Source organism: Sphingobium ummariense RL-3 (genome assembly GCF_000447205.1).
Taxonomy (GTDB): Bacteria; Pseudomonadota; Alphaproteobacteria; order Sphingomonadales; family Sphingomonadaceae; genus Sphingobium; species Sphingobium ummariense.
Window position 1 is genome coordinate 1 of the sequence record NZ_AUWY01000087.1, and the last position, 13,653, is coordinate 13,653.

Annotated in this window: 11 protein-coding genes; 3 read left to right on the forward strand and 8 right to left on the reverse strand. The window is 68.8% G+C overall.

From position 1 onward, the window contains the following. From M529_RS36835 to M529_RS36865, 7 genes are all read right to left on the reverse strand, one after another. The coding region (locus M529_RS36835; RefSeq protein ID WP_021318283.1) for a sugar-transfer associated ATP-grasp domain-containing protein at window positions 1-725 on the reverse strand (725 nt) is incomplete at its 3' end. A gap of 3 nt (window positions 726-728) precedes the next feature. After that, window positions 729-1,538 (reverse strand): nucleotidyltransferase family protein, encoded by an 810-nt coding sequence (locus tag M529_RS36840; RefSeq protein ID WP_021318284.1) that lies wholly within the window; start codon window positions 1,536-1,538, stop codon window positions 729-731. Beyond that, window positions 1,538-2,569, reverse strand: coding sequence for a D-alanine--D-alanine ligase family protein (locus M529_RS36845; RefSeq protein ID WP_021318285.1), 1,032 nt, complete (start codon window positions 2,567-2,569; stop codon window positions 1,538-1,540). The genes M529_RS36840 and M529_RS36845 overlap by 1 nt, the downstream gene beginning before the upstream one ends. A gap of 294 nt (window positions 2,570-2,863) precedes the next feature. Next, window positions 2,864-4,483 (reverse strand): NAD(P)/FAD-dependent oxidoreductase, encoded by a 1,620-nt coding sequence (locus M529_RS36850; protein ID WP_021318286.1) that lies wholly within the window; start codon window positions 4,481-4,483, stop codon window positions 2,864-2,866. A 60-nt stretch (window positions 4,484-4,543) separates the two neighbouring features. Then, window positions 4,544-5,812, reverse strand: coding sequence for a PepSY-associated TM helix domain-containing protein (locus M529_RS36855; protein WP_031295030.1), 1,269 nt, complete (start codon window positions 5,810-5,812; stop codon window positions 4,544-4,546). Window positions 5,813-5,826: 14 nt separating this feature from the next. Then, on the reverse strand, window positions 5,827-7,866 hold the full coding sequence (locus tag M529_RS36860) for a TonB-dependent receptor family protein (RefSeq protein WP_021318288.1): 2,040 nt from the start codon (window positions 7,864-7,866) through the stop codon (window positions 5,827-5,829). A 68-nt stretch (window positions 7,867-7,934) separates the two neighbouring features. Beyond that, the gene (locus M529_RS36865) at window positions 7,935-8,357 is read right to left on the reverse strand and encodes a DUF2946 family protein (RefSeq protein WP_021318289.1); all 423 of its coding nucleotides are present in this window, start codon (window positions 8,355-8,357) and stop codon (window positions 7,935-7,937) included. 283 nt (window positions 8,358-8,640) lie between these two features. Between M529_RS36865 and M529_RS36870 the strand changes: the two genes are divergently transcribed. From M529_RS36870 to M529_RS36880, 3 genes are all read left to right on the forward strand, one after another. Continuing rightward, complete coding sequence (locus M529_RS36870; protein ID WP_021318290.1) at window positions 8,641-9,051, forward strand: MerR family transcriptional regulator; 411 nt, start codon at window positions 8,641-8,643, stop codon at window positions 9,049-9,051. Between the two features lie 44 nt (window positions 9,052-9,095). Continuing rightward, on the forward strand, window positions 9,096-10,898 hold the full coding sequence (locus M529_RS36875; protein ID WP_021318291.1) for an acyl-CoA dehydrogenase C-terminal domain-containing protein: 1,803 nt from the start codon (window positions 9,096-9,098) through the stop codon (window positions 10,896-10,898). Window positions 10,899-11,092: 194 nt separating this feature from the next. Continuing rightward, window positions 11,093-12,373, forward strand: coding sequence for an amino acid permease (locus M529_RS36880; protein WP_021318292.1), 1,281 nt, complete (start codon window positions 11,093-11,095; stop codon window positions 12,371-12,373). 15 nt (window positions 12,374-12,388) lie between these two features. Here the strand turns inward: M529_RS36880 and dnaJ are convergent, their stop codons facing one another. Next, entirely contained in the window at window positions 12,389-13,525 is a 1,137-nt protein-coding gene (gene dnaJ, locus M529_RS36885) for a molecular chaperone DnaJ (protein WP_021318293.1), read from the reverse strand. Window positions 13,526-13,653: the final 128 nt, after the last annotated feature.

Below are 13,653 nucleotides of genomic sequence, written 5' to 3' on the forward strand. Positions count from 1 at the left end.
CCCCGGCCGTCAACCAGCAGCACCAGATTGCCCGCGTTGAAATTGTCGACCGGACGCGGCCCGCCCGCCGACAGCCGCAGCGCCGTCTCGCACGCTTCCGGCTCACCTTGCTCGTCGAGGCAGGTGACCACGCGCAATGTCGGCAGGGCACCCGGCGAAACGTCCTCCAGCGCCTGATGGGTCGGCAGGCGGCGCTGGACCACGCCGCCCGCTTCCCGCACGGCACGCAGATGCGCGGCGACGACGACCTCGTCGAGCGATGTATCGTCGCGCTTCCAGCCGCCGGCGGTGCGCCGGAAACGCTCGACGCCCTGCCCCTTCGATCGGTAGCTGGGCTTGGCGATCACGTCCTGCTGCCCGGCCAGCCAGAGGGCGAGCGGCTCCCGTTCCGGATCCCATTGCTCCGCCACCGGCAACCCGGCCGCCTCGGCGATGCGGGCGAAAAGCTGCTTGTTCTTCAGCGGGTTGGTCTGGAAAGGGAAAGCGCCGGGATTGAGCAGCCGGTGCAACCCCTTGCGGTCGCGCATGCTGAGCCCCTGGGCGCGGACGGCGTCGTCCAGCAGTAGGCTCTCCGCGCGCGACCAGCCACCCTTGCCCGCCACGGCCAGCGCCCGCGCCAGCATGCGCCGACGCAGCGGCCAATGCCGCGCCAGTCCTTCATGATAGGCCGCCAGCAGGGAATTGCCGGGGTCCGCCCTGCCCGGCAGCGCGCGCAGGGTGAGCAAGCGCTACTCCGCCGCCTGCACCATGGCGGCGCGCCGCGCCAAGAGCTCCGCCGCGATGCCGCGCGAGCGGCTGTTGTCGACGTCGATCGCGACGGCGCCGTCGCTCAGGATGACAGGCACGATGCTCATGCGGAAGCGCCGGGAAAAGCGCTGGAAGGTGGCCGCCAGCGTGCCGATGCCAAAGCGGAAGCGGAGGAGGTTGAGCAGGCCGAAAGCGTGGACGATCCGAATCGGATGCTTCACGAACTGCCCGCCGGACCGGAAGGTTTCCGCCGCCGCGAGCGCCGTCCGGTCCTTCAGCCAGTAGCTGTTGCAGTTGGAATAGCTGTCCTCGGCGAAGCGATAGAATTTGCGCTGCCCCTCGGGATGCGCCGCCAGCACGGACTCGCGCCGGGTGAAGGCGACGGCGGCATCGGCGCCCTGGGTGCGGCAGCCGTCCAGCATCTCGGCGATCGCGTCCGGCGTCAGCAGGACATTGTCAGCCGTCGTGATGAACAGGGGAAAGGCCGCGCTCTCCGACGCCGCCAGCACGCTGTCCACCAGATTGGGCCGCGCGCCGATCGGCACCAGCCGCCCGGTGCGCAGCAGGCCGCGCAGCTGCGGCAGTCCCTCCAGCACCTGCGGATCCTCGATCGCGACACGGATCTCGCCGACGCGTTCACTCGCGGCCAGCGCGTCGACGACATGGACGATCATCGGCTGCCCCGCGACCGGCACCAGGCATTTGTGCGACACGCCCGCTTCCAACGCCAGCGGATCGGTCAGGCCGTCCCGCTTCCCCGCCAGCACCAGGGCGGTCGTGCTGCCGGGCATCAGGCCGCTTCCCGCACCGGCGCCTCGGTCAGCAGGCCCTGGCGCGACAGGCTGTGGCCGACGATGGTCTCGACCAGCGACGCATGATCGATGCCGATCGACGCCGCCGAGCGCGAGATCGTCTTCTTCGACCAGAGGTTGCAGGAGAGATTCACCTCCATGAACAGCAGCGAGCCGCTCGCGGGGTCGTAGCGATATTCGAAGCGGCCATAGTCGAGCGGCCAGAACTCCGGCAACAGGCGGCGGGTCATGTCCTCCAGCCGGCCGCGCAGATCCGCATCGTCGACCAGCACCAGCGGATCGTCGCCCGCCTCCACCAGGCCGCGCTTTTCCTCATGGCTGCGCGCGCGGTGGGGGTCGGCCGGGACATACATCATCGGCGGCAGGATCCAGGGCTGGCTGCCGCTGCCGCCGATCACCGGCACCGCGACGTCGAGCAGTGGCGCCCATTGCTCGACCAGCACGTCATGGCCCAGGTCGAACAGCTTTTCGGCATGGGCGCGCGCTTCGGCCCAGCTGTCGACCATGGCGAGGCCCCAGGATGCGGAGGAGGCGTTGGGCTTCACCACCAGCCGGTCGGCATGGAAAGCCGGCGGCGCGAACAGGCCGCCGCGGCGGAACAGCTGCGCCGGCATGGTCGGCACGCCATGGGCGCGGGCCAACACCTTGCTGAGATATTTGTCGTCCGACACGCCGCGCACGATCGGGCTGGCGCCCAGAAAGGGGACGTCGCGCCAGCTGAGCAGCAACGGCGCCATCATTTCGCTGTTCTGGAAGCCGCCGCGATTGAGCAGGGTCACGACGAAGTCGACATCGGGCCGCTCGAACAGTGCCTCATAGCTGTTGGCGACCCGCACATCGAGGCCGATGGCTTCCAACGTCCGGCGCATCTCATGATGATAGACGGCGTGGTTGCCGTCCACCGAATCGAGGCCACCGCCCGAGCAGGCGTGCTTGGCAAGGAAGAGGATGCGCAGCCGCGCCTTGTCGGCCTGCGGGATGCGAACGCAACGGTCGAACGGGCTCATCATGCCGTGAGGCTAGCGAGCCGGGATGACAGGGCCCTTACGGGACGATGACGGCTGGTTGTCGGAAAATTGGCGGGCGGGTGACCCTGATGTTACGGATTGGCGACGCGAACAGGACCAGGCGCATCAACTCCGTTTGTCCTGAGTAGCCCCTTCGACTGCCTGCAAGGCAGGCGCTCAGGACAGGGATTGAGCCTGCCGAAATGACGTATCGAAGGACCGAGATGGTAACCGACCCTTCGATACGGGTCTTCGACTTCGCTCAGCCCCTACTCAGGGCGAACGGGGGTTGATGCTTCATTCAGCCATCGCCAGCGCGACCGCTTCCGCCGCCTTGATCCCGTCGATCGCGGCCGAAAGGATGCCGCCGGCATAGCCCGCGCCCTCGCCCGCCGGATAGAGGCCGGCGACGGTCAGGCTCTGGAAATCCTTGCCGCGGGTGATGCGGATGGGGGAGGATGTGCGGGTTTCCACTCCGGTCATCACCGCGTCGGGATGATCGTAGTTCGCGATCTGCCGCCCGAACACCGGCAGTGCCTCGCGGAATGCCTCCAGCACAAAGGGCGGCAGGCAGAGCGACAGGTCGGTCGGGGTGACGCCGGGCTTGTAGGACGAGACCACCTCCCCCAGTGCGGTCGAGGAGCGGCCGGCCAGGAAATCCCCTACCGTCTGGCCCGGCGCCCAGTAGGAGGAGCCGCCCGCCACATAGGCCAGCGATTCCCAGTGCCGCTGGAAGTCGATGCCCGCGAGCGGCCCGCCCGGATAGTCCCGAGCCGGATCGATGCCGACGACAAGGCCGGAATTGGCGTTGAACTCGGCGCGCGAATATTGGCTCATGCCGTTGGTGACGACGCGCCCCTCTTCCGACGTGGCGGCGACCACGCGGCCGCCCGGGCACATGCAGAAGCTGTAGACCGTGCGGCCGTTGGCGCAATGATGGGCGAGGCTGTAGGCCGCCGCGCCGAGCAGCGGATGGCCCGCGCACTGGCCGTAGCGGGCGCGGTCTATCCAGCTTTGCGGATGTTCGATGCGCACGCCGATGGAAAAGGGCTTGGGCTCGATGAAGACGCCGCGCCGGTGCAGCATCTCGAAGGTCGGGCGGGCGCTGTGGCCGACCGCCAGCACGACATGGTCCGCCTCGATCACGCTGCCGTCGTGGAGGACGAGCCCGCGCAGCCGCTGCGTCCCGTCGCCCTGGGGCTCCAGCACCAGGTCGTCGACGCGGTGCTGCCAGCGATATTCGCCGCCCAGCCCCTCGATCTGGCGGCGCATGCTTTCCACCATGGTGACGAGGCGGAAGGTGCCGATATGCGGGTGCGCCTCCGTCAGGATATCCTCGGGCGCGCCGGCGGCGACAAACTCCTCCAGCACCTTGCGGCCCAGGAAGCGGGGATCCTTGACCCGGCAATAGAGCTTACCGTCGGAAAAGGTGCCCGCCCCGCCCTCGCCGAACTGCACGTTGCTTTCGGGGTTCAGCTCGCCGCGGCGCCACAGGCCCCAGGTGTCCTTGGTCCTCTCCCGCACCACCTTGCCCCGGTCGAGGATGATCGGGCGATAGCCCATCTGCGCCAGGATCAGGCCCGCGAACAGGCCGCAGGGACCGGCGCCGATCACCACCGGCCGCGTGCCCTGCCAGCCGGCGGGCGCGATCGCGGGAAATCTGTAGTCGGTATCCGGGCGGGGGCGGACATCATGGTCTCCCGCGAACCGGGCAAGCACGGCGGCCTCGTCCGCCAGGTCGACGTCGACGGTATAGACCAGCTGGATGGCGCTGCGCTTGCGCGCGTCGTTGCCGCGCCGGACCACCACATGGCCGAGCAGTTCGTGGGGATCGAGGCCCAGCCGGTCGCAGATGGCGGCGGGCATCGCCTCGGCCGGATGGTCGAGGGGGAGTTTGAGACCGGACAGGCGGAGCATGGGCGCGCTTTAGGGGATCGCGCGCCCAAAGAAAACATCCGTTGGGTTGGAAGGCCGAAGTCAGGCGCGCATCCGGCCCACCCCCCATTCGCCCAGCAGCGCCGCGACCATGCTGAGTCCGGTCAGCGGGAAGAGCAGGCCGACCAGCAGCATCAGCGCGGCGACCACGCGTTTCGCCGCCGGTGTCGCGGCGGGCGGCTCTGCCAGCCGGCCGTTCCTGCGCCGCTTCCACCACAGCACCGGCGCGGTGAGGCACAGCAGCAGCAGGCACAGGCAGCCGGCGAGCATCAGCAGCCGGTTCGCCTCGCCATATTCCTGGCCCTGATGGGTTGCGATGCCCCATTCCACCGCCTGCGCGCCGCGACCGAACATGCGCCAGTCCATATCCTGCACCACCGCGCCCGATCCGGCGTCGATCATCAGGGCACGGGCATCCTGCGCCCGGACGACGGTGGTGGCGACCAGATAGGGCAGGCCCGGCGCGGCGGGCAGCACCAGCGTATAGCCGCCGGTCACACCCCGCGCGGCGGCGGTGCGCATCGCTTCGTCCACACCGATGCCGCCGACGCCGCCCGGCAGCGCGCCGCCCTCCCGCAGCGACCAGGGCAGTGCCTGCTTAGCCGGTTCGGTCCAGGGAAGCTCGGCCAGCTTCGGGCGGCCCATGTTGTTGGCGGCGACCAGCCTCTGCAGGCCGCCGCCCCAGACCTCTGTCCACGGCATGCCGGTGACGGCAAGGAACAGGATCACCGCCGCCGACAGGAAGCCGAGCGTGCCGTGAAGGTCACGCCAGAACAGCCGCCCCGACGCCCGGCCGCGCAGCGCCAGCGCGGGCTGCCCCCGGCGCGGCCAGCGAAGATAGAGGCCGGTGACGCAGAGCAGGATCGCCCAGCCCGCCACCACCTCCACCAGCCGGTTGCCGACCGGGCCGGTGAGGGCAAGGCTGTGGATGTCCCGCACCAGATCCATGACGCCGCCGCCCTCCATCCGGCCGAGGATGCGGCCGTCATGCGGATCGACGAACCAGGTCGTCGCGCGTCCGCCGTCGCTCCGGACCCTCAGCCGCCAGCTTTCGCCGTCGCTTGGCGGCCGGACGATCTGGGTGACGGGCGCGCCCGCCGCCCGCTCGACCGCCGCGACCAGCCGCGATGGCGCCAGCATCGCGCCGCCCGGGGGCAGGACGATCCGGTCGCGATAGACGATCCGCTCGATCTCCGGCTTGTAGAGATAGAGCGCGCCGGTCACCGCCATGATCGCCAGCACCGGCAGGACGATCAGCCCGGCATAGAAATGCCAGCGCCACATCGCCCGGTAGAAGGCTCCTTCCTTCATGCCCCGTCCCCCCGTCAGAAGCGCGCGCGGACGCCGCCATAGATGGCGCGCCGCTCGATGGGATAGAAAACCGCGCTGCCCTCGTCGGCGGCGGTCGCCGCATCGTCCGGCACATAGCGCACCACCGCGCCGATGTCGCCCGCCGCCCGTTCCTGCGTCAGGTTGCGGGCATCGACGAACAGCGTCACGCCGGGCCGGACCCGCGCCTGCGCGCCGAGGCCGATGGTGGCATAGCCGCCCGCCCGCTTCGTGTTGGCATAGTCCACCCAGGCGCCCTGAGGCAGCCATTCGACGACGGGCGAAAGGCTGATCCGGTCGCTGCCCAGCCGCAGTTCCGCGCGATAGAAATGCCGGGGCACCACCGGCAGGCGGTTGTTCCCGAACTGGCTGTCGTCGCGAAAGCGAAAGTCGCTATATTGATAGGCCTGCCGCAGCGTCGCCCAGGGCGCGAAGGCGATCTCCAGCCCCGCCTCGATCCCCTGATGCCGCGTCCTCCCGGCGTTGAAGGTCGCGGCGGGAATGGTGCCGGGCACCACGCTATATTGCAGCATCTCGCCGCGCAGGTCCGCGCGGTAGAGGCTGACGTCCCAGCGCGCGATGCCCAGCGTGCCGCGCGTGCCGACCTCCGCCGTCCAGGCCCTTTGCGCGTCGATCGGGGTGAAGCCGGGCGCGCCGCCTGCAGGGGCCTGGCTCAGTTCCGCAAAGCCCGGCAACTCCACCGACCGGCTGTAGTTCGCGTAGAATTGCAAGGTCTCGGCAGGCTCGTAGAGCAGGCCGAATTTCGGCGCGAACCGGTCGAAATCGGCGTCGCCGCTGCGCGCCGGGGCGAAGCGGTTGTCGATCCGCCGCTCGCCGTGGGTGTGGATGCCGCCCGCGACGAGCCACAGGCCCGGCAGCGGTGCGATCCGCGCCTCGCCATAGCTGTTGATCGTCTGCGCCTTCTGCACCGCATAGGCGGTGGGCGCGCCACGCCGGCCGCCGATGTTGACGAACTGCTTGGCGATCGTCCTGCCGAAGCGCGCCTGGCTGCCGACCGCCAGCGCCAACGGCATGCCGCCCCATTCCCCCGCCCAGTCTAACGCGGAGAAGGCGCCGCCATCGGACGAATTCTGGTCGATCAGCTGATAGATGGGATGATAGAGTTGCTTGGCATTGTAGAAGGCGCCGAAGGCCAGCGTCCCGCTGCCGAGATCCACGGTCGTGCGGTTCTGCAACCGGATCGAATCGATATCGCGCGCTTGGTTGCCCGTAAAATTGCCCCGGGTAGGGTTGATCTCCACATTCCTTTCGCTGAGCGCGCCCGACAGCTTCTGGCGGATATGGTTGACGCTGGCGGTGAAGCGCGTCTCCGCCCCCTCCCCCAGGGCCAGGCCGACATTGCCGTTGAAGCGCAGCGATCGGCGGCGGCCATGGTCGCGGTCGCCGTCCGAACGGTCGGTGGTGATCGCCGCCCAGGCATCGCCGCGCGCGTCGGCAGTGCCATAGGCCGCCTTCGTCCGCAGCGTGCCGAACGAACCGCCGTCGATGCGCAGCTCCGCGCCCGGCGCGGTGCGACCGGTCGGCGTCACCGCGTTGATCGCGCCGCCCAGCGTCGATCCGCCCAGCCGCAACGCATTGGCGCCGCGATAGACCTCGATCTGCTGGAAGACCTGCGGGTCCAGTTCCTGGAAATCGCCATTGTCGTCGGCCAGGTTGATCGGCACGCCGTCCTGCAGCAGCGTCAGCCCGCGCATATGATAGCCGCGCGACAGGCCGGAACCCCGGATGGAAATGCGCACCTCCTGCCCGAAGCGCGGCTGGGTATAGACGCCGGGCGAGAAGGCCAGCGCGTCACGCAGGGAAAACGCGACCTTGTCCTCGAAATCATCGGCGGGAACGACGTCCACGCCGCCCGGCGTGCGCCTGACCTGTGCGGCGGCGGCCTCGGGGAGAGGACTGGCGGTGACGATGATGCGCGTCCTGTCCTCCGCCTCCTCGGCGAAAGCAGGAACGGCATAAAGAACGGCAGCGAGGACGCACAGCGAAACGCCGCGCGCGACGGAAGGGAACATCATGGCAAAGGCAACCTTGCTGAAAAGGGCATGGCGGCGCCGCTGCGTGCGGACGCCGGGAAACGGTCTTTTCAGAAGGCGGCGGGCGGTCCCGACGAAGGGGGCGGCGGCGCGGCGAGCCGGGCGATGAAGCCCGTCCTGAGCGCGAAGGCGATCGGGCCGAAGGCAAGCTGCCAGCCCGGCAGCGCCACTTCGGCCAGAGCAAGCGGCGGCACGCTGGGCTGCGTCGCCCCGCCCGCATAGGGGCAGTGCTGCTGCGGCGCGGTGCCGTCGTCGGGCAGGCGATCCTGCTTCATCCGGCCGTGGGGCGCCTGGTCGCGATCGACCACCACGTTCATCGCGCCCTTGCCGGTGCAGAGCGTGACGACCACGCCCTTTGCCGTGCGCATGGGCATGAAACCCGACGGCATGACGATCTGGAGCGCGAGGACGAGCAGGGCCAGCGCGGCCAGCAGGCCACGCGCGCCCTCCGATCGTCTGATCGCCCCTGTCATGGCGCTGCCTTAATCGCGGCGGGGATGCCTGTCACCGGGCAAAAGGTCTCAGGGGATCGAAGCAGACACACCCTCCGTTCGTCCTGAGTAGCCATTGAGCTTGTCGAAATGGCGTATCGAAGGACTGATGTCGTGCGCTGACCCTTCGATACGGGCCTTCGACAAGCTCAGTCCCTACTCAGGGCGAACGGTAGCAGGGAATGTCTCGTTCTGGCCAAAGCCCGCCAGTCCCCCTCAGCTCTCACCTTGACGTAAACGTAAACCTTGATTATTTTCCGCTTTCATGGACAAGCGCACCAGCATCGCCGGCATCGAGCTGCCCGATCACAACGACCGGCAGACCTACAGCATCACCGACCTGTCGGAGGAATTCGGCGTCACCGCCCGCGCGCTTCGCTTCTACGAGGACGAAGGGCTGATCGCGCCGGAACGGCAGGGCCTAGCCCGCATCTATTCGCGCCGCGACCGCGCCCGGCTGGCCTGGATCCTGCGCGGCAAGCGCGTGGGTTTCAGCCTCACCGAAATCCGCGAGATGATCGACCTCTACGACGCGGACGAGGAGCATGAGGCGCAGCGCCGCGTCACGGTGGAGAAGTGCCGGGCGCGCATCGACCTGCTGACCCGTCAGAAGGACGATATCGACGCCGCCATTGCCGAGCTGGAAGCCTTCGTCGCTACCATCGCCGAAAAATAGACCGCGCCCCCAAGCGCCAGAACAGAAACCATCCGGAGAAGATCATGCCCAGCTATACCGCCCCCGTCCGCGACACGCGCTTCGTGCTCGATCATGTCGTGGGGCTCGACCGCTTTGCCAACCTGCCCGGCTTCGCCAATGCGACGCCCGACCTGGTCGAGGCAATCCTGACCGAAGGCGGCAAGATGGCGGCCGAAGTGCTGTTTCCGCTCAACCTGTCGGGCGACAAGGAAGGCTGCACCCGCCATCCGGACGGCAGCGTCACCACGCCCGCCGGCTTCAAGCAGGCCTATGACAGCTATACCGAAGCGGGCTGGCCCACCCTGCACGCGCCCGAGGAGTTCGGCGGCCAGGGGCTGCCGATGGTGCTGGCGACGGCACTGGGCGAATATATGTCCTCCGCGAACCAGGCGTTCGAAATGTATTTCGGCCTGACCTCCGGCGCGATCTCCGCCCTGCTGGCGAAGGGCAGCGAAGCGCAGAAGGCGACCTATGTCCCCAACATGGTGTCGGGCAAGTGGACCGGCACGATGAACCTGACGGAGCCGCATTGCGGCACCGACCTCGGCCTCATCAAGACCCGTGCGGAGCCGCAGGCGGACGGCAGCTACGCGATCACCGGCACCAAGATCTTCATTTCCGCGGGCGAGCACGACCTGGCGGAGAACATCGTCCACCTCGTCCTCGCCAAGACGCCCGACGCGCCGGTAGGCAGCAAGGGCATCTCGCTGTTCGTGGTGCCCAAGATCCTCGTCAATGCCGACGGCTCGCTGGGCGATCGCAACGCGGTGTCCTGCGGGTCGATCGAGCACAAGATGGGCATCCACGGCAACGCCACCTGCGTCATGAACTATGACGGCGCGACCGGCTGGCTGGTAGGCGAGGAGAACAAGGGCCTGGCCGCCATGTTCATCATGATGAACGCGGCGCGGCTGGGCGTCGGCCTGCAGGGGCTGTCGCAGGGCGAGATCGCGTTCCAGAACGCCGTCCACTATGCCCGCGACCGGCGGCAGGGCCGCGCGCTGACCGGCCCCAAGGAGCCGCAGGAAAAGGCCGACCCGCTGTTCGTCCATCCCGACGTGCGCCGCATGCTGATGGAGGCCAAGGCGCTGACCGAGGGCCTGCGCGCGCTGATCCTGTGGGGCGCGCTCCAGGTGGACCTGTCGCACCAGGCCGCGACCGAGGAGGAGCGCCAGCTTGCCGACGACCTCATCGGCCTGCTGACCCCGGTCATCAAGGGATATGGCACCGACAAGGGCTTCGACGTCGCGGTCGCGGCCCAGCAGGTGTTCGGCGGCCATGGCTACATCTGGGAAAACGGGGTGGAGCAATATGTCCGCGACGCCCGCATCGCCCAGATCTACGAAGGCACCAACGGCGTGCAAGCGATGGACCTGGTCGGCCGCAAGCTGCCGGCCCAGGGCGGCCGCGCGATGCAGGCCTTCCTGAAGATCGTCGCGACCGAGATCGCCGAGGCCAAGGGCAATGAGAAGCTGGCGAGCTTCGCCGAAGCGCTGGAGAAGGCGGTGCAGCAGCTCCAGGCAGCGACCATGTGGCTGATGCAGAACGCCATGAAGAACCCGGACAATGCCGGGGCGGCGGCGCACAGCTACATGCACATCATGGGCATCGTCGCCGTCGGGCTGATGTGGCTGCGCATGAGCAAGGCGGCCGTGGCGCTGCTCGACGCGGGCGAAGGGGACGCGAAGTTCCTGGAAGCGAAGCTGGTGACCGCTCGTTTCTTCGCCGAGCGGATCATGCCCGATGCGGGCGCATTGCGGCGAAAGATCGAGGGCGGCGCCGAGGCGCTGATGGCGATCGACCCGGAGATGTTCGCGGCGGCGTGAAGCCATCTTTCCCTCTCCCCTTCAGGGGAGAGGGCGCCGAGCGCAGCGAATGCGGGAGAGGGGAGCCATGGCGCGTTTTTCTCCTCTTCCCGGCCCTCTCCCCTGAAGGGGAGAGGGAGAATATCCTGCTCCCGCTAGGCACCGTCCGGCACAGCCTGTAGGGTCGTCGCTCCACTCCGGGGGGACGCATCGCCATGACCGCCAGGGAAGCCCCGTCGCGCACGCTGGGCCTTGCCGCCTGCATCGCGCTCGTCATGGGCAACATGATCGGGTCGGGCGTGTTCCTGCTGCCCGCATCGCTGGCGCCCTATGGCTGGGACGCGGTGGCGGGATGGCTGTTTACCATCGCCGGGTCGCTGGTGCTGGCCTATGTGATCGCGCGGCTGACGGTTCGCATGCCCGACGCCAATGCCGCGCAGATGATCGCCCGCGCCTACGGTCCGCTGGCGGGCTTCGCGATCGGCTGGATCTACTGGCTGTCGATCATCATCACCAACGTGACCATCGCGGTGGCGGCGACCGCGAACCTCAGCAGCGTCCTGCCCGTGCTGGCCAGGCCCGGCGCCGGCGCCGCCATGTCGATCGCCTTCCTGTGGCTGACCACCGGCATCAACCTGCTGGGCGCGCGGGCGGCGGGTACGACCCAGTTGGTCACCACCGCGCTGAAGCTCGTGCCGATCGCGGTGGTCGTGGTGATGCTGGCCCTGCTGCTCGGCAGCGGGACGGCGCAGGTCGCGCCCTTCCCGGCCCAGGGATTCACGGCAGGCGGCATCACCGCGTCCGCCGCGCTGACGCTCTGGGCGCTGCTGGGCTTCGAATCCGCCAGCGTCGCCGCCGACAAGGTGCGCGATCCCGCGCGCACGATCCCCCGCGCGACCCTGATCGGCACGGCGGCGACCGGCCTCATCTACCTCGTCGTCTGCTCCGGCATCGCGCTGACCCTGCCCGCCGCCGAAACCCAGACCGGCTCGCCCTTCGGCGCCTTCGTCAGCCATTACTGGTCGCCTGGGCCGGCGCGCTTCATCGCGCTGTTCGTCGCGGTGAGTTGCCTCGGCGCGCTCAACGGCTGGACGCTCCTCCAAGGGGAGATGCCGCTGGCCATGGCGCGCTCGGGCGAACTGCCGCGCTGGCTGGCGAAGACCGACGCACGGGGCACGCCCGCGCGGGGGCTGATCCTGTCCACCGTGCTGGCCTCGCTGCTGCTCGTCGCCAACAGCCTGCAGGGACTGGTGTCGCTGTTCACCGCCATGGCGCTGCTGGCGACGTCGGCGACCCTGTGGCTCTATGTGGGATGCGCGCTCGCCGGCCTCCGGCTGCGCATCGCGGGGCCGGCGGCGCTGGTCGGCCTCGCCTATGCGCTCTGGACACTGTGGGGCGCCGGGCTGGGGCCCAGCGGCTCCAGCTTCCTGCTGATGGCAGGCGGGCTGCCCTTCTACGCCTGGGCGCGGCGGGAGCGGAAGGTTATCCGCCCCTGAACCGTCGGCAAGGGGTCAGTCCCCCCACAATTCCTTGAGCTTGCCGAAGAAGCCGGTCGAAGCCGGACATTCCTCGCCCGTCTCCGTCTCGCGGAAGGCTTCGAGCAATTCCTTCTGCTTGGCCGTCAGCTTCGTCGGCGTCTCGACATCGACCTGGATGACGAGGTCGCCCTGCCCGCGCCCGTTCAGCACTGGCATGCCCGCGCCGCGCTGACGGATCTGCTTGCCCGACTGGATGCCGCTCGGAATGCGGATCTCGTGCCGGCTGCCGTCCAGCCCCGGCACTTCGATGCAGCCACCCAGCGCCGCCGTGGTGAAGCTGACCGGCGCGCGGCAGAAGAGCGTCGTCCCGTCGCGCTCGAAGATGGGGTGCCGCTTCACATGCAGGAAGATGTAGAGGTCGCCCGCCGGCGCACCGCGCGGCCCGGCCTCGCCCTCGCCCGACAGGCGGATGCGCGTGCCTTCGTCGACGCCGGCCGGGATGCTGACCGACAGCGTCTTGGGCTTGTCGACGCGCCCTTCGCCCCGGCAGTTGCGGCAGGGGCTTTCGATCACCTTGCCCGCGCCATGGCAGGACGGACAGGTGCGCTCGACCACGAAGAAGCCCTGCTGCGCGCGGACCTGGCCGTGCCCGTGGCACGTGCCGCAGGTCTTCGCGCCCGTGCCGGGCTGCGCGCCGCTGCCGTCGCAAGTGTCGCAAGCGGTCGAAACTTCGATCTCGATCTCGGTCTTCTTGCCGTGATAGGCCTCGTCGAGGCTGATCTCCATGTCGTAGCGCAGGTCCGCGCCACGCCGGTTGGCCTGCCGCCCGCCCCCCCCGCCGAAGCCGGCCTGGCCGAAGATCGTCTCGAAGATATCGCCCAGGTCGGAAAAGCCGCCCGCGCCGTTGAAGCCGCCGCCGCCCTGGCCGCCGCCATTCTGGGCGTTGGTATAGGCCGCATGGCCATAGCGGTCATAGGCCGCACGCTTCTGCGGATCCTTCAGGCATTCATAGGCCTCGGTCACGGCCTTGAACTTCGCTTCGCTGTCGGCGCAACCCCCGGTGCGATCCGGATGATATTTCATCGCCAGCTTGCGGTAGGCGCTCTTGATGGCGGCGCCATCGGCGGTGCGCTCGACCTCGAGCCGCGCATAATAATCGATTTCGGTCATTCTGCCCCCGATGGCCTTTCACCGTCACCCCCGCGAAGGCGGGGGTCCATCTCCCAAGCTCTATGCCTGGTGCTCCCTTGGAGAGATGGATTCCCGCCTTCGCGGGAATGACGGTGGGAGCACATCAA

What these genes read in the sequence shown, in the direction of transcription:
- M529_RS36840 (WP_021318284.1), bottom strand. Translation starts at nt 1,538, where the DNA reads ATGCCCGGCAGCACGACCGCCCTGGTGCTGGCGGGGAAGCGGGACGGC.
- M529_RS36845 (WP_021318285.1), bottom strand. Translation starts at nt 2,569, where the DNA reads ATGATGAGCCCGTTCGACCGTTGCGTTCGCATCCCGCAGGCCGACAAG.
- M529_RS36850 (WP_021318286.1), bottom strand. Translation starts at nt 4,483, where the DNA reads ATGCTCCGCCTGTCCGGTCTCAAACTCCCCCTCGACCATCCGGCCGAG.
- M529_RS36855 (WP_031295030.1), bottom strand. Translation starts at nt 5,812, where the DNA reads ATGAAGGAAGGAGCCTTCTACCGGGCGATGTGGCGCTGGCATTTCTAT.
- M529_RS36860 (WP_021318288.1), bottom strand. Translation starts at nt 7,866, where the DNA reads ATGATGTTCCCTTCCGTCGCGCGCGGCGTTTCGCTGTGCGTCCTCGCT.
- M529_RS36865 (WP_021318289.1), bottom strand. Translation starts at nt 8,357, where the DNA reads ATGACAGGGGCGATCAGACGATCGGAGGGCGCGCGTGGCCTGCTGGCC.
- M529_RS36870 (WP_021318290.1), top strand. Translation starts at nt 8,641, where the DNA reads ATGGACAAGCGCACCAGCATCGCCGGCATCGAGCTGCCCGATCACAAC.
- M529_RS36875 (WP_021318291.1), top strand. Translation starts at nt 9,096, where the DNA reads ATGCCCAGCTATACCGCCCCCGTCCGCGACACGCGCTTCGTGCTCGAT.
- M529_RS36880 (WP_021318292.1), top strand. Translation starts at nt 11,093, where the DNA reads ATGACCGCCAGGGAAGCCCCGTCGCGCACGCTGGGCCTTGCCGCCTGC.
- dnaJ (WP_021318293.1), bottom strand. Translation starts at nt 13,525, where the DNA reads ATGACCGAAATCGATTATTATGCGCGGCTCGAGGTCGAGCGCACCGCC.